The sequence below is a fragment of the Arthrobacter koreensis genome (assembly GCF_009193255.1).
Classification (GTDB): domain Bacteria; phylum Actinomycetota; class Actinomycetes; order Actinomycetales; family Micrococcaceae; genus Arthrobacter_B; species Arthrobacter_B koreensis.
The window spans coordinates 1-19,161 of sequence record NZ_WACG01000005.1; the positions used below are offsets into that span (position 1 = coordinate 1).

The 19,161-nt window shown below is 64.0% G+C and carries 16 protein-coding genes; 6 read left to right on the top strand and 10 right to left on the bottom strand.

Annotated features, from left to right (window positions below; translation table 11 throughout):
- Positions 1-114: 114 nt before the first annotated feature.
- Positions 115-627, bottom strand: coding sequence for an alternate-type signal peptide domain-containing protein (locus GD628_RS10840; protein WP_152274730.1), 513 nt, complete (start codon positions 625-627; stop codon positions 115-117).
- A gap of 229 nt (positions 628-856) precedes the next feature.
- Here GD628_RS10840 and GD628_RS10845 point away from each other — a divergent pair, with 229 nt between their 5' ends.
- The 3 genes from GD628_RS10845 to GD628_RS10855 all read left to right on the top strand — a co-directional run bounded on the left by GD628_RS10845 (position 857) and on the right by GD628_RS10855 (position 3,488).
- Positions 857-1,348, top strand: a complete 492-nt coding sequence (locus GD628_RS10845) for a VanZ family protein (RefSeq protein WP_152274731.1) — start codon at positions 857-859, stop codon at positions 1,346-1,348.
- Positions 1,349-1,437: 89 nt separating this feature from the next.
- Positions 1,438-2,835, top strand: coding sequence for an NAD-dependent succinate-semialdehyde dehydrogenase (locus tag GD628_RS10850; RefSeq protein WP_091606598.1), 1,398 nt, complete (start codon positions 1,438-1,440; stop codon positions 2,833-2,835).
- A 278-nt stretch (positions 2,836-3,113) separates the two neighbouring features.
- A complete protein-coding gene (locus tag GD628_RS10855) occupies positions 3,114-3,488 on the top strand; it encodes a hypothetical protein (protein ID WP_141653683.1) in 375 nt (124 codons plus the stop codon).
- A gap of 63 nt (positions 3,489-3,551) precedes the next feature.
- Here the strand turns inward: GD628_RS10855 and GD628_RS10860 are convergent, their stop codons facing one another.
- Positions 3,552-4,334 (bottom strand): response regulator transcription factor, encoded by a 783-nt coding sequence (locus GD628_RS10860; protein ID WP_091606603.1) that lies wholly within the window; start codon positions 4,332-4,334, stop codon positions 3,552-3,554.
- 122 nt (positions 4,335-4,456) lie between these two features.
- Here GD628_RS10860 and GD628_RS10865 point away from each other — a divergent pair, with 122 nt between their 5' ends.
- A complete protein-coding gene (locus GD628_RS10865; protein WP_193313249.1) occupies positions 4,457-6,139 on the top strand; it encodes a sensor histidine kinase in 1,683 nt (560 codons plus the stop codon).
- A gap of 30 nt (positions 6,140-6,169) precedes the next feature.
- Here GD628_RS10865 and sufU read toward each other — a convergent pair whose 3' ends face one another.
- Positions 6,170-6,619: a Fe-S cluster assembly sulfur transfer protein SufU gene (gene sufU, locus GD628_RS10870; protein WP_152274733.1), complete on the bottom strand. Its 450-nt coding sequence runs from the start codon at positions 6,617-6,619 to the stop codon at positions 6,170-6,172.
- Positions 6,620-6,621: 2 nt separating this feature from the next.
- The gene (locus tag GD628_RS10875; RefSeq protein WP_152274734.1) at positions 6,622-7,938 is read right to left on the bottom strand and encodes an aminotransferase class V-fold PLP-dependent enzyme; all 1,317 of its coding nucleotides are present in this window, start codon (positions 7,936-7,938) and stop codon (positions 6,622-6,624) included.
- A gap of 204 nt (positions 7,939-8,142) precedes the next feature.
- Between GD628_RS10875 and GD628_RS10880 the strand changes: the two genes are divergently transcribed.
- Positions 8,143-9,300, top strand: a complete 1,158-nt coding sequence (locus GD628_RS10880) for an acyltransferase family protein (protein WP_226802532.1) — start codon at positions 8,143-8,145, stop codon at positions 9,298-9,300.
- 96 nt (positions 9,301-9,396) lie between these two features.
- Here GD628_RS10880 and GD628_RS10885 read toward each other — a convergent pair whose 3' ends face one another.
- The 3 genes from GD628_RS10885 to GD628_RS10895 form a co-directional block, all read right to left on the bottom strand.
- A complete protein-coding gene (locus tag GD628_RS10885) occupies positions 9,397-11,538 on the bottom strand; it encodes an acyltransferase family protein (RefSeq protein WP_193313250.1) in 2,142 nt (713 codons plus the stop codon).
- Between the two features lie 77 nt (positions 11,539-11,615).
- Positions 11,616-12,791, bottom strand: a complete 1,176-nt coding sequence (locus GD628_RS10890; RefSeq protein ID WP_152274736.1) for a glycosyltransferase — start codon at positions 12,789-12,791, stop codon at positions 11,616-11,618.
- Positions 12,788-13,249, bottom strand: coding sequence for an FAD synthase family protein (locus tag GD628_RS10895; protein WP_152274737.1), 462 nt, complete (start codon positions 13,247-13,249; stop codon positions 12,788-12,790). Before GD628_RS10895 ends, GD628_RS10890 begins: the two co-directional genes overlap by 4 nt.
- 196 nt (positions 13,250-13,445) lie before the next feature.
- Here GD628_RS10895 and GD628_RS16510 point away from each other — a divergent pair, with 196 nt between their 5' ends.
- Positions 13,446-15,950 (top strand): right-handed parallel beta-helix repeat-containing protein, encoded by a 2,505-nt coding sequence (locus GD628_RS16510; RefSeq protein ID WP_193313251.1) that lies wholly within the window; start codon positions 13,446-13,448, stop codon positions 15,948-15,950.
- Here the strand turns inward: GD628_RS16510 and GD628_RS10910 are convergent.
- Genes GD628_RS10910 through GD628_RS10920 form a run of 3 tightly spaced genes read right to left on the bottom strand, consistent with a single transcriptional unit; the run spans position 15,926 to position 19,094 of the window.
- The gene (locus GD628_RS10910) at positions 15,926-17,164 is read right to left on the bottom strand and encodes an O-antigen ligase family protein (RefSeq protein ID WP_152274740.1); all 1,239 of its coding nucleotides are present in this window, start codon (positions 17,162-17,164) and stop codon (positions 15,926-15,928) included. The genes GD628_RS16510 and GD628_RS10910 overlap by 25 nt on opposite strands.
- Positions 17,161-18,513, bottom strand: a complete 1,353-nt coding sequence (locus GD628_RS10915) for a Wzz/FepE/Etk N-terminal domain-containing protein (RefSeq protein ID WP_193313252.1) — start codon at positions 18,511-18,513, stop codon at positions 17,161-17,163. Before GD628_RS10915 ends, GD628_RS10910 begins: the two co-directional genes overlap by 4 nt.
- A complete protein-coding gene (locus GD628_RS10920; RefSeq protein ID WP_226802490.1) occupies positions 18,504-19,094 on the bottom strand; it encodes a CDP-alcohol phosphatidyltransferase family protein in 591 nt (196 codons plus the stop codon). Before GD628_RS10920 ends, GD628_RS10915 begins: the two co-directional genes overlap by 10 nt.
- Between the last annotated feature and the right edge of the window lie 67 nt (positions 19,095-19,161).

Here is a 19,161-nt window from a genome sequence, read left to right on the forward strand (position 1 = left end):
GTGCTGCTTGCATTGCCCGCCCCCCGTTCCCGCCGTGCCTCCTGTTTTTGGGGGGGGGGGGTGCCGTGCGCGGCGGATGCCGCGCACGGCACGAATGAACAGATGAAGCAGGTTCTAGCGGATGACCTGGTCCAGCTTGTACGTGATCTTGGAGAGGTCCTGGGTTGCCTTCCGCGTGTCGTTGCCGGCGGCCTTGTTGAAGGTGACGGTAGCGGTGACCAGTGCGGCACCGGAGTTGGCGGAGGTCAGGTCACGGCCCTTGAGCTCGGTGCCGGCCTGCGTGATCTTGTAGTCGTAGCTCAGCTGGCTGGAGAAGCCGTTCGACGTTGCGCCGAAGTCCGGTGCCAGTGTGGCCTTGAGCTGGTCACCGCTGAGCTCGATGGTCAGGGGCTGCTCGAACTTCAGCACCTCCCCCGGGACCACCTTGTAGTTGGAGATGTTGGGAATGACGGTTCCATCCGACTTCTTCCAGACGGCGGCACCTGACTCGAGGTCCAGGTTGCCGGCCACGATCGAACCGGTGGTGGCGTTGGCGGAGTCGTTCCAGATCGCCAGCGTTCCGCCGCCGCCGAGAAGCAGTGCCACGCCTACGCCGGTTGCCAGTGCGCCTTTAGCCATCTTGTTCATTCGTATCCCCTAAGAGTTGAGTGCCCGGCGGGAACTCTTCCCGCCGACATGACTAATCTGCTATCCAATTCTCAAGAAACCGGGCCGTCCCGGCACAGGGTTTGGAAAACCTTGCGACAATGCTCAAGAGGTCCGCAACAAGGCCGCAAAATCTGCGCAATCCGGCCCGTGCAGCCGCACCTTTGACCACATCCAGCCCCCGGAAGGGCCGCCAGGCAGCGAGGAACCGATGGATATGCAGCCAGTTCCTGCGGCCCGCAGGTCCCGCCGCCATCTTCTGGCGCTGGGCCTGGCGGCCTATGCGGTTCTGCTGGCCGGCGTCGTTTTCTGGCCGCAGCCCGTGGACCGGGGCCTGCGCGGCTACCTGGACCAGGCGCTTGAACTGTTCCACTCCCTCGGCGCACCGGGGTGGGTCGATTACACGCTGGTTGAAGCGGTAGCCAACGTGGCACTGTTCTTCCCGGCCGGCCTGCTGCTCGCCGCCAGGCTGACTCCGCGCTGGTGCTGGCTTGCCGCCGTCGTCGGCCTCTGCGTTTCAGCGGGCATAGAAGCGGCCCAGGCTCTGCTGCTTCCCGGGCGGTACGCCACCCCGCACGACGTCATGGCCAACGGGCTGGGGGCTGCGCTGGGCACCATCGCGGTCTATGCCTGGCGCTCCCGCGGCACGAAGCGCCGCCCGTCGCGCCGCCAGCCACCGCGGAAAGCGGCCGCGGGTTCCTGATTCGTGTCACCATCAGGCATTTTGTTTACCCGGGAGGGAGTTTCGCGGCATGATGACATAACCCACATAAATGCGTAAGGAGTACGGACGTGAGCACCACTTCCAAGACAACGGCCAGGTCCTACCGGGTAGTGAACCCCGCCACCGGTGAACCCGGGGAAGAATTCCCGCTGGCAACCGACGCCGAGATCCAGGATGCCCTTGCAGCGTCGCAGGCAGCCTACGAGTCCTGGCGGGAGGTTCCCATCGAGGAACGCGGACGGATCGTTGCCCGCATCGGTGAGCTGTTTACCGAGCGCAAGGATGAGCTCGCGGCAATCATCACCGAAGAAATGGGCAAGCCGCTTCCGGAGTCCGCCGGCGAGGCTGAGTACTGCACGGACATCTTCAACTACTTCGCCACTGAAGGCCCTGCGCTTGCGGCGGATCAGGAAATCAAGGCAATCGGCGGCGGCCGCGCCATGATCCAGAAGCTGCCGGTTGGCCCGCTGCTCGGCATCATGCCGTGGAATTACCCGTACTACCAGGTGGCACGCTTCGCGGCGCCAAACCTGATGCTGGGCAACACGATCGTCCTCAAACACGCTGAGTCCTGCCCCAAGTCCGCCCTGGCGATCCAGAAGATCATGGACGACGCCGGAGTTCCGGCCGGTGTTTACCAGAATGTCTTCGCCAGCCATGACCAGATCGCGGACATCATCGCGGATCCCCGCGTCCAGGGTGTATCCCTCACCGGCTCCGAGCGTGCCGGTGCCATCATCGGCGAGCTCGCCGGCAAGAACCTCAAGAAGGTAGTGCTGGAACTCGGCGGCTCGGACCCGTACGTGGTACTGGACACCGAGGACGTCAAGGAATCGGCGGCCAATGCCTGGGCTACCCGGATTGAGAACACCGGGCAGGCCTGCAACTCCAACAAGCGCATGATCGTGGCGGAGGACATCTTCGACGATTTCGTGGCTGAACTGACGGACCTTGCCAAGGACCTCAAGCCCGGTGACCCCGCCGAGGCTGCCGACGGTACGTACGCTCCGCTGTCCTCCCGCGCAGCCGCCGAGGGGCTCGCCGAGCAGATCCAGGACGCCGTGGACAAGGGAGCCACCCTGCACGCCGGCGGAACCCTGCAGGACGGCCCCTCCGCCTACCTGGCTCCCGCAGTCCTGACCGGCATCACCCCGGAAATGCGTGCCTACCGCGAAGAGCTGTTCGGTCCGGTGGCAGTGGTCTACAAGGTGGGCAGCGATGAGGAAGCCGTCCGCCTTGCCAATGACTCCGATTACGGGCTGGGCGGCGCAGTCTTTTCCACGGATGAGGAGCGCGCCCGCAGGGTTGCCCAGCAGCTCCAGGTTGGCATGGCCAACGTCAACGGTGTCGGCGAGGGAGCGGACATTCCCTTCGGCGGCGTCAAGCGTTCAGGCTACGGCCGGGAACTCGGCCCGCTGGGCATGGATGAGTTCGTGAACAAGAGGCTCTTCTACATCGCCGACTAGGCGTTACAGCGACCGCGACGGCGCATGCTCCTCTGCGGAGCAGGCGCCGTCGTTTTCGTGGGCCTGCAGGAATCCTCAGCAAACTTTCTGAGATCTTGAGCCTCGCCGGGGACAGTTCCTGAGCTTGGCATGGAACCGTTGGCGGTACTGATCCACCTGCCCTCCCCCAGAAGGGGACGGCTGCCCTCCAGGAGGACCCCCATGTCTCCCCGCCCAAGCACCGCGCCTCCGGGCCGCGCAACCCGCGCCCGTGCCGCTGCTTCCGCCCGTTATCCGGCATGACCGCCGTGATTGACAGCCCGGTTTCCCACGTCCTGGTCTCGAGCGCTTCGCTGCGTGAGCTGAGCAGGCAGATGGGCCCGGAGATTTGCCGCCAGTTCGTCGGCAATTACATAGACATGTGGGAAGGCCGATACCGGCGGCTGGTGAATTCGCTCGACGGCGAAGACTACCCCGGCGCCATGGACGTGGTGCTCAGCATCAAAATTTCCAGCCACATGGCCGGAGCGAAGCGCCTCGCCGGCTACGCAGGAATAGCCCAGGAAATGGTGGGCCGAACAGATATCCAGGGACTTCTGTCCCTGCTGGAACCCATGCAGGAGTGCGGTGCGGCCACCCTGGTGTCGCTGCGGGAAATGCTGGACGCTATCTAGCCGCGCCCTCTCCCGGACAGCGCCTGTGGCGCAACCCGGCCTGCCGCTTGGTGGGGTGGCAGGCTAACTGGCCGGTGCCAGCCGGTAGCCTACGCCGCGAACCGTCTCCAGCCAGCGCGGGGACCTGGAATCGTCGCCCAGCTTGCGCCGGAGGTTGCCCACGTGGACTTCAATGGTGCGTTCATCCGATTCGCTGATGTAGGAGCCCGTGTCGTAGTCCTCGCCGCGCAGCCGGCGCACGAGGTCCGTCTTGCTCCGTACCCGGCGCCCGCTCTCCAGGAGGGCGTGCAGCAGATCGAACTCTGTGCGCGTCAGTTCAACGTCCTTGCCGGACAGCACCGTGGTGCGCGTCCCGGCGTCGAGCACCAGGCCGTTGTGGCTAAAGACGTCATCATGGTGCCCGGCAGGTGTCTCGGCTACCGGGGGCTGCGGCGCGGGGACGGCTGCTGTTTCCGGGGCGGCCGGGACCGAGTCCTTGCGGGGGCGGCGCATCATCGCCGAGATCCGGGCACGCAGTTCCCGCGGGCGGAACGGCTTGGTAATGTAGTCGTCCGCGCCGGCCTCGAGACCCATCAGGGTGTCAAGCTCTTCTGCGCGGGCCGTCAGCATCACAATGTAGGCGTCGCTGAAGAGACGCAGCTGCCGGATGACTTCGAAGCCGTCGATGTCCGGCAGGCCCAGGTCCAGGGTGACAACGGCAGGATTGTGCAGGCGTACCGCCTCGACTCCCTCCAGCCCGGTGGGGCTGGCGTGGACTTCAAAACCAGACTGCTGGAGTACTGCGTGAAGAAGATCGCGAATGTCCTTGTCGTCCTCGATAATGACGGCGACGCGCTGAGTTTCCATAGCTTCTTGGTTTTTCCTGTCCTGCGAGACCTGCTGTACCCGCTCCCCTTATTCGGCATCCTACAGCCTCAGCGCATAAACTATGGATTCCATTCACGGCGAAAATGCGAGGTACCGGGCAGATGTCCAGCTTTCGGGGCAATGCCCTGTCCGTGCTTGGAATTCGCAGGGATTTCCACGAACTGAGCCTGCGCACCCGAGTCGGCCTCAGCCAGTTGCCGCTGTTCCTGGCAATGCTTGTTTCGGTTCCCATCGTTCTGCTGAACAAACCCTCCGCGTTACAGGACCCGGTCTACCTATGGGGCCTGGGGCTCATGGTCCTGCTAACGCTGCTTTCGGCCGGGCTCCCGTGGGAAAAGTTCTTCGACGCGGCCTACTGGGTAATTCCAATCCTGGATTTCGTAGCCATTGCGCTGCTTTTCCGCGCGGTCCAGCCTGATGTCACCGGCATGCTACTGCTCACGGTGTTCCCGGTGTTCTGGCTCGCCTGGTCCGGCTTTGCCCCCCGGGCGGCGTCAGTCCTCACCATCGCGGGATCCTTGCTGGTGGTCTGGAGTCCGTTAATCGGCACGAGCCCGGACCTTCGGGATTTTGCCCGGTCCCTGCTTGTCCCCGTCATCATGCTGCTGGTTCACAAGTCGGCCACGGTCATGACGCAGGATGCCTCGAGGCAGCAGCACGCCCTGGAAGAGAAGGACCGGGAGCTCAAGCGCAGCCTGCAGGACAGCCGCCGGCGGGCGCGGCTCCTGGACGCCGTACTGGACACGATCGATGTGGGAGTGGTGGTCCTGGCCAAGGACGGCCACGTGATGCTGATGAACAACCGACAGCTGACCACTCACGAGCTGGCGCTTCCCTCGCACACCGGGAACTGGTCCGAGGAAGACATGCACCTCTACCTGCCCGACGGCGTTACTCCGATGCCGGCGGAAGAACGCCCCGTTGCCCGGGCCATGCGCCGCGAAGCTTATTCGGACGTCCTGGTTTCGGTGGGCCGCGGTGCGGAACAGCGGGCAATGACTGTGTCCGCCCGTCCGCTCACGGACGAGAACGGGGATTTCAACGGGTCTGTCATCGCGTTCGGTGACGTCACCGAAATGCTGCAGGCGCTGAGGGCCAAGGAGGATTTCGTGGCCAGCGTCTCCCACGAACTGCGCACGCCGCTGACCTCCATCATCGGCTACCTGGATCTGGCCATCGGCGAAGCGGAGGAACGCAGTGACTCCGCCGCGCTGACGGCGTCACTTACCGTGGCCATACGCAACGCTGAGCGGCTGCTGGTCCTGGTCGCTGACCTGCTGACGACGGCAGCGGGCTCGGTGCACCTCGAGCCCGTAGAGCTGTCCCTCCGGGAGCTGGCTGCCTCCTCCGCCTGGTCCGCCCAGCCACGCGCCGATGCTGCCGGCGTGGAGCTGGCACTGGACATCCCTGAAGATGTGCGCGGTTTCTTTGATCCCGTCCGGGTCCAGCAGGTGCTGGACAACCTGCTTTCAAACGCCATCAAATACTCCCCCGGCGGCGGCACGGTCACCATCCGGGTGCGCGCCGAAAGCAGCATTGCCGTCCTGGAAGTCCAGGATCAGGGCATGGGCATGACCGAGGCGGAACAGGCCGAAGCGTTCAACCGGTTCTTCCGCTCGGCCGCGGTGAAGAAAGCGGCAATTCCCGGCGTCGGACTTGGCCTGGGCATTACCCGGGACATCGTCGACGCCCACGGCGGACGGATCTCCGTAGCGTCCAAGGTGGGGCGCGGAACCGTGTTCCGGGTGGAGCTGCCGCTCAGGTCGGGGCCGGCCAGCCTGTGACGAGGCAGGGCCCCGCATCAACTGCCGCCGCTACTGCGCGGCGAGAACCGCTTCTTCCAACGCAACCCACGCGAGCATGGCGCACTTGACCCGTGCCGGATAGCGCGAGACGCCGGAGAAGGCAGCGGCGTCGCCAAGCACTTCCTCGTCAGCTTCCACGGTGCCGCGCGAACGCATCACCTCACGGAAGTTCTCCACCAGGCTCAGCGCCTCGTTCCGGGGCATCCCGGCCATCAGGTCCGTCAGCACCGAGGCAGACGCCATGGAGATGGAACAGCCCTGCCCTTCCCAGCTGACTCCCTCCAGGGTTTCCCCGCCGAGCACTGCACGCAGGGTGATCTCATCCCCGCAGGTGGGGTTCAGCTGGTGGGACTCCCCCGCCGCCGCACCGGCCGGCGCATCCTGCAGGCCTTCGCCGTGCCTGGTCTTGGCGTGGTCCAGGATGATCTGCTGGTACAGCTGTTCCAAATCCGAGCTCATGGCTACTTCACTCCAAAGAACGGACGCACGCCGGCTACCGCGTCCAGGAACGCGTCGACGTCGTCAGTGGTGTTATACAGATAGGTGCTGGCCCGGGTGGTGGACACCAGCCCCAGCCGGCGGTGCAGCGGCTGTGCGCAATGGTGGCCCACCCGCACTGCGATTCCCTTGTCATCCAGGAACTGGCCCACGTCGTGCGAATGGACGCCGGCGACGTCGAACGCGGCCAGCCCAATGCGCTCAACGCCCGACGGCGGACCCACCACGTGGATACCCTCAATGGCTTCCAGCCCGGAGACCAGGCGCTGGCCCAGTTCCATCTCCCACGCATGGATCCGGTCCATGCCGGTTTCCTGCAGGTAGTTGGCCGCCGTGCCCAGGGCCATCGCCTGGGAAATACGCTGGGTGCCGGCTTCAAAGCGCTGCGGGGCGGGCAGGTACTCGGCCTTGTCCATGGTGACGGTGGTGATCATGGAACCGCCGGTCAGGAACGGGGGCAGAGCGTTGAGCAGTTCCGACTTGCCGTACAGCACGCCGATGCCGGTGGGGCCCAGCATCTTATGCCCGGAGAACGCCGCGAAGTCCACATCCAGCGCCTTCACGTCCACGGGCAGGTGCGGCACGGACTGGCACGCATCCAGCACCACCAGCGCACCGTGCAGGCGGGCCATCGTCACCAGTTCGGACACCGGGTTGATGGTGCCCAGCACGTTGGAGGCATGGGTGAAGGACAGCACCTTGGTACGCGGGCCGATGATTTGCTCGGCCTCGTCAAGCCGGAGCGCACCGGCGTCATCCACCGGAATCCAGCGCAGCGTTGCTCCGGTGCGGGCAGCAAGTTCCTGCCAGGGAATCAGGTTGGCGTGGTGTTCCATCTCGGTGACCACAATCTCGTCCCCCTCGCCCAGCGTGAAGCGGCGGGCCGCTGCCCCGCCGCGGCCGGCGGAAGCGTTGGAGAAGGAGTAGGTGAGCAGGTTCAGCGCCTCGGTGGCGTTGGAGGTCCAGACAATCTCGTCGGGAGCAGCGTTCACAAAACCGGTGATTGCGGTGCGGGCGTCCTCGAACACGTCCGTTGCCGCGACGGCCAGGGTGTGCGCACCGCGGTGCACGGCCGAGTTGCGCTGTTCGTAGAACTCCTGCTCGGCTTCGATCACGCTCAGCGGGTTCTGCGACGTGGCACCCGAATCCAGGTACACCAGCGGCCGGCCGTTGACGTGCTGGTCCAGGATGGGGAAGTCATTGCGGATGCGAAGCACCTCGGCGTTGTCGATCGGCCCGGCAGCGGGCTTGAGGGTCTCTGGGGTTGAAACCACAGGCACGGGAAAACTCCTTGGCTGGCCGTTGGGGATGCGCACGGGTGACCGGCACCATTACGCAACACAAGTCTGTGCTAATCATCCCACTGCAGGACCGCGAGCGCACCTGAGCCGTGCCTTAGTTCCGGTGTCCGTCGCGCAGGAGACCCTGCAGGGCGGTGAATGGTTCGGAAATTTCGGTTACGTAATCGCTGCGGATATGCCACTATGACGCCCATTAGAGGAGGACGCGTGTCAACTGGGGACAATTCCGGCAGCGCAGTAAAAGAACGGCTGTCCTGGATCGATTTTTCAAAAGGTCTTTGCATGGTCTTGGTGGTCCTGTATCACCTGTCCCTGTGGATGGAGACGGAGGTCCACAGCGGCCCCGGGTTGTGGTGGGTTATCAGCGACGCGCTCAATCCCCTCAGGATGCCGCTGTTCTTTTTCATCTCGGGGTATTTGAGCGTCTCGGCGCTGCGCCGCCCGCTGGGCAGCTCCCGATCACGCACGCTCGGGTTGTACTACGTCTATGTCTTGTGGACTGCGCTGTTCCTGCTGCGCCGGTGGCTCCCGTTCCTGTCGGCCGACGCCGAACCTGAGGTGGGGCAGCTGCTCCTCAGCCTGGTGCTTCCCACATCATTCTGGTACCTGTACGCCCTGCCGGTTTTCTTCCTCGCCACGAAGTTTTTGCTGCGGATGTTGGGGAACCGCAGCGCATACGCCCTTATCCCGCTCGCCGTGATGAGTGCGTTGTCACCCCTGGTGCAGCCGTACACCCAGGGACTGCTGACCGAACCGTTTGATGCCGCAAAAATACCCTCCGTCCTGGCGAACTTCCTCTGGTTCTATCTGGGAGTGCACGGCGCGGCGCTGTGGGCGAGCTTCAGCCGCCGTCGAAGCTATGGCGTCCTCGGACTGTCCGCGGCCCTCTACGTCGCCATCTATGCGGTCATGACGGCATTCCGCCTGGAGCTGCTGCTGGAGACCGTGCTCTCCGGCCTGGCCCTGTTCGTCACGGCGCAGCTTGTATCCCGGATTAACATGGATTCGCGGGCGGGCCGCGGCCTACGTCGGATTGGATCCCAGACATTGCCCGTCTACATCTTCCACATCGTCCTGATTTCCGCACTGAGCGCGGTAGTCAAGTTGACTGGTCTCATGCCCCTGCTGCAAAGCTCACCGGGAATGGCGGCAGCAGTCGTTCCGCCCCTGCTGGCTCTGCCGGTCATCCTGCTCTGCCTGAGCGCCGGATCGCTGATCAAACGCTCGCCCTTCCCATGGCTCCTTGACGCACCCTCCTTCCTTGTAGGAGCACGCAAGCCCAAGGAGGATGACAGCCGCGCAAAGGCCGCCGGCTCCCCGAATGCAGGGCTGAACCGGTAGATCCCGCACGGGAAGTGTTCCACCGGTCCAGCCCTCCTCCTCCCTCACAGGCGAGAGGACTTCGGGAGTCCGAAAGGTTGTTGTGGCCCCGAAGACCTACATGACACCGAGGAGCACAGGCGCCAGGAACCGGGCATATGCCGGTGTGATGTGGGAAGTATCCACACGGACCGGGGTGCTTCCCACGAATCCCGGGCAGGCACCGGACGCGTCACAGAACCACCTGTCGGTGGCGACGTAACGTGCACCCGTGGATCCCGCTGCACCTTCCTGTGCCTGCTGCATCTGGCGCCACTGTTGAGAGACCGCGCTCACACAGTCTGTCGGCGATCCGACCCGCGTTACGCAGTCCTGGAGGTTCCGGCCGGCGGGTGGCGGTGCGAGCAGCAGCACCTCGCCGACACTGTCCTGAACTGCTGCAATGGTGTCAGACAACCCTCCCTGCACCTCATCTACTGCAGAGGGAGTGCCGTCCCCGCCCGTTCCGGAGGCGAGGCGGGACAGTGTGTTGTCAGCATCCGCAAGAATAAGAAGGTCCGGCTTGATGTCCCTGATCTGGGCAAGGGCCCATTCCCGATGCTCCGCGCATTCCGGATAGTCCGTGCCGCCGTCCCGCGTCACTTGGACCGATGCTGCCGGGCACTGACCTTTGGTCAGGGGTATCACCCGGAAGTTCGCGCTCTCGGCGGCGGCACGGATGCCAGGCATCCAGGCGATGGCATAGGAATCCCCCAGTACAGCTACGGTCTTGACCGGCATGGGAGGGCCCTGGGCGCAGCCGTCGAAATTGCTGGCAGTGATCTCGGCACACCCGTCGCTGTTTACTTCCTTGATCCATGCTGAGGTGCCCAGGGACTCGACCGATGGCGAAAACTCGGGGAACTCCCTGGCGGCCAGTGCGGCTGAAACGGCTCCTGCCACCTCCTCCGCAGGCTCCGGCTTGGCAGCCGAACCGGCGCCTGCGGGTGTACCTTCTTCGGTGTCTTCGGTTGACGTGCCCGCCGCTGTTGCCAATGACGCACCGGAGGTGCTGCCGCCCCCGGGGCCGGCGGGGTTGAGGAGCAGGACTACGGCTAGCACTGCGGTGAACACGCCCTGCCCGGCAAGCGCCACGGGTTTCCAACGAGGCGGCGCCCAGTTGGACAGAGCCTGCCGGCCTCCGGGGTCCCGGGTTGTCCCAGCCCGGCCAAACAGGCGGGAACGCCTCATGGGATCTTCCACCAGATGGAAGGAAAGGACGGAGAGAACGGTGGTCAAGGACAATACGGCAAGCGCGTAGGCCGTCCCGGACTCGGGGAAGAAAACGCGCAGCAGAATGATGGCGGGAAAGTGCCAGAGATACAGCGAGTAGGATATCTGGCCGAGGTATTGGGACACGGGGTTAGTCAGGAGCAGCATGCTTCGTGGAGTGTGTCCTGTTCCACCCGCGATCACCAGGACGGCTCCGAAGACAGGAAGCGCAGTTCCGGGAGCCGGAATCCCGCTGTCCGGATGGACTACGAACAGGCTGGCCAGGATCATCATCAGGCCTGTGACCGCCATAGCGCTGCGCAGCCGTGCGTCCAGCCGCCCGAAAAGCGGCAGCGCCAGAGCGGCCAGAGCCCCGGCGGCGAGTTCCCAGGTGCGGGTAAACGTTGAGAAGTAGGCCCATGTCGGCGCGGCCGTCACCTGCCATAGCGCATAACCAAACGAGGCTGCTGCCACGAGGGCCATCAGCCCTGCGGTGACGGCAGTCGGGGAACGGCGTCCTGTCCTCATTCCAATAAATGCGGCGGCTATGATCAGCCAAGGCCAAAAGAGGTAGAACTGCTCCTCGACTGCCAGTGACCAGTAATGCTGCAGCGGGGATACCACTCCGTCGGTCTGCCAGTAGTCCGTACCGACGGCTGCGAAGTGCCAGTTAGCGGCGAACAGCGCCGCGAAAATGCCGTCCGTCCGGACGGAGGCACCCCTGGCCGAGTTGTAGAGCAGGTATGTGGCGGCCACCGTGACTACCACTACCAGGAGCGCCATGGGCAGGATTCTGCGGGCCCGCCTGGCATAAAAGGCACCAAAATCGATTCTTCCGCTCGCCGCCACCTCGCGGACCAGCAGTCCCGAAATGAGGAAGCCTGAGATGACAAAGAAAACGTCCACCCCGACAAAACCGCCCGCAGGCCGCTCGAAAAGGTGATTGAGGATCACGGCTACAACAGCCAGGGCACGCAGGCCCTGGATGTCCCGCCGTTGCCGCGACACACGGTGAGTCCCAGCAGGACCAGGCGTCGCGGGGTTGCCCTCTGGCGATTTGCGCGCTCCGGACAGTGCATGGCTGTTCATGCTTTCCCTTTCACGTAGGACCCGCGGGACGGCAGCAAGTGTGCGGCGATTCTGTTCCGGTACAACTCCGGGCTGTGGCGCCCGGCCGCGGTCACCGCATCAGCAGCAGCAAGGTCGCAGTACCAGCTCCACTGAGCGAGCATTTTTTCCACAGCCTCAGCGATGGCTCCCGGGTCAGACGGCGGCACCAGCCGCACGCTGCTGTAGTTACCGGCCGCTTCCCGCAACCCTGATGTATCGCTGACCACTGCCGGACGGCCCGCAAGGATTGCTTCGACGGCTGTATTGCCAAACGGTTCGTCGGCTCGGGACGGCACCAGCACAATGTCCGCCTCGGCCAAGTACGGCCAGACGTCAGGTTGGAAACCGTGCAGATGGACGCGGTCCTGTAGACCTAAGTCCCGGATGGTCTGGCGGAGCTGTTCCTCATACCCCTCGTTACCGGGATAGACGGCCCCCACTATGTCCAGGCGTGCTGCGCTGCCGGAGGCCGTGAGTTCTGCGAACGCCTCCACGGCCACATCCACGCCCTTACGATGCGCTAGACGGCCCACGTAGGTGATCCGGGCGTCGCCGTGCACTTCCCGCCGAAGCGCCAGCGGGGTCGGGGGCCCGGGAACAGCATTGTCCACAACTGTGGTGCGGCGTCTCAGGCGCGGCTGGGCCGCATGCAGGACAGCTTCGCTGAACCGGCTGTTGACCAGGATCCGGCTGGCAAACAGCAACGGGGCAGCCAAGGCCCGCTTGATGAAGGGCCGGGCAGATTCTTCCCCCTCATGAACGTGCGCAACCACCCTGAGTCCAAGCAGGCGCGGCAGAACCGACCACAACGGCAGGGTGAGCGTACTGACGTACACGCTTTGCGGTTTCAGTCTCCGCAGAAGCAACAGCATTCGCCAGGTTGCTGCCACGCTCGTGGGCAGCAGCATGGGCAGGGAGCGCGGGGACAGCAGTGCCTTGCGCAGAACCACCGTCCGGCACAGCACGACTTCGGCACCGCATTCCAGCAGCTCGGAAATGAGGGGACCTTCGGCCGGAACGGTCACCACTACCCGGGCGCCGCCTTCCTGCAGACCTCGGACGCTCTCAAGCAGCACGCGGTCGGATCCGTACAGCTCTGCGGACGGATGCGCGACCAGCACGGTGTCCTGCCGCCCGGCTACGGCATTCATCCCATGTCCCCTGCGGAGGCCTCAAGGGGCCGGGCGGCGCTCATGGCAGCCAGCGCGCGCCGGAGGGCCGTGCTGGAGGTGTGAACCGTATAGGGGAAGTAGACAACCTCCGTGCCGACGGCGGCGAAGCGCCTTTCCAGGTCACGCCCCTTGGCCGTCCCGCGCCAGTCGTCCCCCTTGAAGAAAACGTCAAACCGCAGCTCTTCCCACGTGCTTAGCCGGTCGGATTCAACCTCTGCGTAGGCCCTGTCCACGCACTTGATGTTTCCGACAATCTCCAGGCGTTCGGCCAGGGGCACAATCGGCCGGGTGCCTTTGGTGCTTTCACACAATTCATCTGAAACCACACCTGCGATCAGGTAATCGCAATAGCTTTTTGCGTGCCTGAGGATATTTAGGTGTCCAATATGGAACAGGTCAAATGCTCCGGCTGCGTAGCCGACGGCAAACTTTTTCACAGCATCCCTCTCAATAACATGTTGGCAACGAAGCCGTTTTGTGGTTGACTTCAGCAGGTCTCGATTGATCACTTTGCTCGTTTGTCTGTAGCTGGGCGGCAGGCCTACATGAGAGACCTCTATGAATCCCCCTTCATCCCGTTCCCTTCAACGCGTTCGAAAACGTGGACACCTTCCCGTTCTCACGGCTGTGCTCTTGAGCCTTGTCGCCTTTCCGGCGCCTGCCTCCGCAGCCGATCCCCCCGAATACATTCCGGATGTCCCCCTCCTGCGCGACAGCATGTCCCGTTCGGTCCAGGACGGCTGGGGGAAGTCCGAGAATGGAACCCCCTACACCACCACCTGGCTGCCGTCCCTCGCGGTGTCCGGCGGCACGGGCACTGTGAAGATGCCGGAGCCGGGGACGTCGCGCACCGTTGAAGCAGGCGTTTCCCCCGCCGCAGACCTCTCGGCGTCCTACGGCGTTTCGGTGTCCGAACTCCCAGCGAGCGGTGGTGGAGTCCACAGCGGGCTCCAGGTGCGCTATAAAAGTGGATCCTTCTACCAAGCCACGCTCCGGGTCCTGCCGGGCGGTGAGGCTTTCCTGGATATTTCCCGCACCAACGGCGGGCCGGAAACCAAATCCGCGCTGGCCCGCTCCGTTGCCCTGCCTTTCCGCGTTGGCGCGCGGCAGAAGGTGAACATGGAGCTGCAGGCGACCGGCAGTTCGCCCGTGGAGGTGAAGGCTCGTGCATGGCCGGCCGGCACAACACCGGGCGAATGGCAGCAAACCGCCTCGGACTCCGGGACTGCCCGGATAACCGCTGCGGGTACGCTCCGGATCACCACCTATGTCTCCGCGACCAGCCAACCAGCGACGGTGGCCTATGACGATTTGTCCGCGCAGACGCTGAGGAAAGAAACGGTCCCCGTCGCTCCGCCGCCGGCTCCACCTGTTCCCCCAGTGGAACCACCGGTCAGTCCCGCACCGCCCACTGTGCCGGAGCCGCCTATTAAACCGGCGCCACCGGCAGAACCAGGCTCCCGGAACACGGCAGGTTCCGCGCCCGTCGGAAGCACCGCGTACTCGGTACCTGCACGGGCGGTTTTCGCATCGCCGGGCGGCTCGGACTCCGCTGCCGGTACGCTCGCTGCTCCGCTGCGTACCATCGGGGCGGCTATTGCCCGCGCATCCCAGGGCGGCACAGTCGTTCTCCGCGGCGGCACCTACCACGAGGAAGTAACCATCCCGGTTAACAAGCCGTTGACTGTCCAGGCTTACCCCAACGAGGCTGTGTGGCTGGATGGAAGCCGCCAGGTCAGTAATTTCGTACCGTCCGGCAAGGTCTATGCAGCCGCCGGTTGGACTCCCACGTTCGACTCCAGCCCTACGTACCAGTGGGGAAAGCCGGGAACCGAGCACGGAGGTTCCTTCGTAGACCCGGCCTACCCCATGGCCTCGCATCCTGATCAGGTATGGATCGACAATGCGGCGCAGAAGCAGGTGGGTTCCCTGGCTGAGGTTACAGCCGGGACCTTCTACGTGGATTACGCTGCCAAGAAGCTCTACCTGGGGACAAACCCGGCAGGAAAAACCGTCCGTGCCAGCGCCCTGGCCAAGGCTATGAGCGTCCGCGCCGAGAACTCCGTGGTTCGGGGAATCGGCATTCGGAGATTTGCCACGTCGGTGCCCCACATGGGCGCTGTCACCGTTGAAAAAACCGGCGTCGTCTTTGAGAACGTGTCGATCACCGACAATTCCACTACCGGGATTGCCGTAGGTGCCGGACGGGTCACCCTGCGCAATGTCACCTCGGCCCGGAACGGGCTGATGGGTGTCAGCGTGGTGTACGCCGATGGATTGACGGTGACCGGGCTGGATGCCAGCGGCAACAACGTGGAGCGTTTCAAGACCGCACCGGTAGCCGGCGGCATGAAAGTCGGACGAACGCGCGGCGTCAGCGTCAAGCAAAGCACGTTCCGCAACAATGCGGGTACCGGGCTGTGGCTCGATGAGTCGGTGTACAACGCCGACCTGTCCGGCAACGCCATGACCGGCAATGCGAGTCACGGCGTCTCGGCCGAGATTTCCGCCAAAGTGCGGTTGGTGGATAACGTCATCGCCGACAACCGGAACTTCGGAGTCAAGGTCAACAACACCAGTGAGGTGGAGATTTGGAACAACACCTTCAGTGGCAATGGTCGGCAAATAAACGTTGTCCAGGACAAGCGGCGAGCCAGTAACCAGTCGACTCCCGGGCATGACCCCCGCCAACCGTTCCCTGACAGGACGATGACGTGGGTTAACGGACCGGTAACCGTCCGAAACAACATCATCGCTTCCACCTCCGCTGCCGGAAACTGCCTGCTGTGTGTGGAGGACTATTCGAGGGAGTTCACCGCTGAGCAGCTCCGCGTCACGGCCCAGGGCAATGTGTATCACCGGGTCAATGCCCAGCAACCCGGATGGGCCGTGGTGTGGTCCGGAGGTAAGTCCAACGCCCGTGTGTACACCGGTATCGCGGCATTCCGCGCGGCCACTGGCCAGGAGAAAACGCATCTGGAGATCACCGGGCCCAGCCCCCTGGCTCCAGGCACCCTCATCGCCAACCGCACGGTGCAGGACCAGGCCGGCGCAGTTGCCGTTCCGCTGCCGGCTCCTATAGCCGGCTTGGCCGGTCAGCCTACGGGAGCACGTCATCTCGGTGCCTTTACCAACTGAGGCATGACGGGAATCGGCGGCCTGTTGACTGCCGTATAACCCCGGGCGGGAGCAGTATCTGCTGCCTCCGCCCGGGGTTCCCAAACCACTAGGGACATGGCAAAGAACAGAAGGAAAGAGGTACTGACCTCGGTCAGGCCGTTCTCCAGGAAACTCCGCAGCAGCAGAAACACCAGCATGGCCGGCAGGAATGAGTCCGGCGCCCTCCTCAGGCTGCGTGACAGGAGGGACAAAGCCCAGACTGCAAGGACAAGCGTGCCCAGGACACCGGCTTGGGCGAGAGCCGAGATCCAGCTTGAGTCCAAGACCTGGGAATCCCAGTATTGGCCCTCGACGGCCACCGTCTTGATTGACAATCCCCCGCCGACCCATCGCTCCCAGGTGCGGGCAGGCGTATCCAGCACGGTCTCCCACGCGAGGGTACGGGAATTCAGCGTCAGCAGGGATGCGCTCCCCGGCCGCATGACCATGTTCATCAGTGCAGGGGTATAGAGGAGCGCGGGGAGCATGACCGTCCCGAGCCCAAGTAGTCCAACAGCTACCACACGCCGCATCCTTCGGAGGGCGAGGACAATCAGGGCCACCGCCAGCGCAAGGCCCAGCAGAGCCGTCCTCGATTCAGTGGCAAGCACTGCGCCCAGCAGTATTCCGAGGAAAGTGACCCGGGCGAAGGTCCCTTTGCCCCGCAGGATGCTGTGTGCCAAGGCAATGGCAGGAACTCCACACAGCATGGCGATCGCATTGGGCCGAAGCGGTGGAATGACACCTGAAAGCCGTTGGCCCGCCAACAGCCCCGGCAAGCCAGTGGCGGCGCTCACCAGGCCTACGATCGCCATCGCCACGAGCAGCGGCTTGAGCGCGGACGGGGTGGGAGAAGCGGCCAGCAGGAATCCCACTGTCGCTGCGACCAGGAGCAGCCGCGCAGCCAGGACAACCGAGGCTCCTATGTCTCCAACAGCAACAGCACCGAGCAGCGACACCGAAACGAAAAGAAACAAGAGCAGGAAGGGCCGCCCCGGGATCTTCCGGCGCTGCGGCGCCCTGGCCGCAAGGGCGAAGGCAAGGAGGCAGGCCAGGGCCTGGCAGGCGGCCTTTGCCAGGACCACTCCATCCGCTCCGCCGTCGTAATAGAACCCTTTCCGCCAGGCCACTGTGCTGCCCAGTAGCAAGAGCCATATCGCGTACGGGGCAGCCCTGAGGATCCACGCATTCACTGGCGTTCCTCCGAAGCGGCAAGCGGCGCGGTCAGCCGGGGCCGCAGCACTCCCTTGAGCACGCCGGCAGGAACGTCGAGCATGACGATTCCCAGAGGTTCAATACCCTGGGAACGCATTTCCATGACCGCTGCATCCAACTGGGCGTCAGTTGTTGATCCATAAGAGACCAAGACCAGCGCACACTCCGAGACAGCCCCCACTATGTCCGTATTGAGCGGTTCCGAGGCAGCGGCGGTGAGCGTGAGAAGTACATCGAAATCTTCCGCGAGCTCCTTGATCAGGGTTCCGGCGTTCCTGCCGGTGTCAGCTGCCGGGCGGAAAGGACCCGCCCCGGCTGCCACAGCGAACAGTGAGCCTGTGCCCACTTGGCGAACCACTTCACCTGCATCCGCTGCCCCGGTGACCAGCTCCGTGAACCCCTGGCTGTCCTGTGCCAGCCCAAAGGGAGCGCTGACGGCACCATTTCCCTGAAGGACACACACACGCCGGCCACTGTCGGCGATGAAACGGCCCCATTCCTCGAGCATCATCTCTCCGGACACCGTCGAGCGCTGGCATGATCCCGTGGCCAGCACGATACGGGGCAGCTGTCCACCGGTGCGAAGCAGAATGCGTGTCAGCAAGGAACGCAGCTCAGTGTCAGCACCCTCCTGTTTGCGCCGTGCAAAACGGGTGCTTCGGCCCAGCACCGGCATCCGCCCGATGAGTTCCACTCCGGAGGCGGTGACCACGTCTTCTGCGGAATGAAGGGCTGCACCCCTGCGGTCCACAGCAATGGCTGCAATCAGGCCGAGAAAGAGACCTCCAAAGGCGCCAAGCACGAGGTTCGTGACGATGTCCGGTGACGCCGGGTGGGCAGGGGGTGCAGCGGGCACGGTGATTTGGGGATCAACTACGGCAGCCCGCGAGTCCTCATCGTTTTCCAGGAGTCGGATCTGGTCAGCAAGACTTTCAGCGACAAGATTCGCGGTGGTTGACGCTTCCTTGCCCGATGCGGCAGAGGCCGTAACCCGGACATACACAGTGTCCTTGGGGTTTTCGGCACTGACGCGCCGGGCGAGGTCGGACGCAGTCATGCCATTGCCAAGTTTTTCGGCGACGGGCGCAAGAACCTGCGGACTCCTGACCAGGTCCGGGTAGTTTTTCACCCTTTGAAGGGTGAACTGCGAGTCCTCGTAGGAGGAGCTGCTGGAGGATTGCGCCTTGACGAAAAGATCCGCCCGGGCCTCGTAGGATTTCGGACTCACCCAGCTCACCAGGATCGCGGCGTCCACAGCAAGGAACACAATGAACAGGATCAGCAGCAGCCGGCGGCGGAAGAGCAGCAGGTATTCGCTTAGTTCCACGACTTCACCTCCCGGTACCACTTGCCCAGAGCCAGGACGAGGAACCCGGCGGTGCAGGTGAAGAGGAACACATACAGGCCGGTAAACAGCCAGGGAACAAAGAGCAGAAGTGCCAATACGCAGATAACCCCGAAGTCCGTAGGCAGCACTGCCAGCGAATACAGCAGTGAGGAAGAACGGCTTTCATCCAGCGGTGCTTTCCCGGAGGCGCGGAGGCTGCGCCGCAGCTGGTCCATCAGAAGGGTGGAGAAGAAGTGGACTGTGGCGAGTACCTGGAACAGCAGAGGCAAGAGTAGCCATCTCGCATCCAGGTCATAGAACCGCCACCAGCAGACCAGGAAGGCAAGGTGAATGGAACCGACCTTGAAGGCGTCGACCGTGTGGTCCAGCCACTCCCCCGCCATCGACCCCCTGCCCGTCAGCCGGGAAAGCTGTCCGTCCGCCGAATCAAGGGCGTACCCCAGCACCAGCAGTAGAGAGACTGCGAGGGAAGACAGGAAGGTTGGCTGAACGGCAACGATCACTCCAATGCCGGTGAAGGTGGCGAGGGCGCTGAGTGCCGTCACCTGGTTTGGGCTCAATCCTGCGGTACAGGCACCTGCAGCGAGGTACCGTCCTAGGCGCCGGTTGACGTAGCGGGAGTATGCA